Below are 439 nucleotides of genomic sequence, written 5' to 3'. Positions count from 1 at the left end.
CTACTCGGGTTTGCTCAGGCAGGGGAGAATAGCCTAACGTCGGTCCGCATACGTGCCGAAGGAGATCCTGCTTGCGTTTTCCGCTGTCGTCCGTGCTGTGCACCGCCCTGGCCCTGGCCGGCTGCACGCCGTCGCCCTCGGCGACACCGGAGCCGGGACCGGCTGCTGGCGAAGACGCACGGCCGCAGCAAGGCATGCAGGCGGACGCGACGCCGGAGGCGGCGCAGGGCAGCGTCACCATCGCCGGTGAGGATGCCGCCGAGGATGTGCAGCGGTGGACGCCACCGCGGGTCGATCGGCAGGGGCGCAGCCTGGCCCAGCTGCGTCGCGCGGCCGAGAAGGCGTTCGCCGAAGGGCGCCTGTACGAGGACGCCGACGCGGCGGTTCCGCTGTGGCTGGCGGTGCAGGAAGAAGACCCGGATGACCGCCAGGCCCGCAA

Annotated in this window: 1 protein-coding gene; it reads left to right on the top strand. The window is 71.5% G+C overall.

From position 1 onward, the window contains the following. Positions 1-71 precede the first annotated feature (71 nt). Positions 72-439: hypothetical protein (locus I6F37_RS40350; protein ID WP_225154427.1), on the top strand; the 368-nt coding region annotated here is incomplete at its 3' end.

The organism is Bradyrhizobium sp. NBAIM08 (assembly GCF_020193935.1).
GTDB classification, from domain to species: domain Bacteria; phylum Pseudomonadota; class Alphaproteobacteria; order Rhizobiales; family Xanthobacteraceae; genus Bradyrhizobium; species Bradyrhizobium yuanmingense.
Note: the sequence above shows the minus strand (reverse complement) of the source record. Positions and strands in the feature narration are given on the sequence as shown.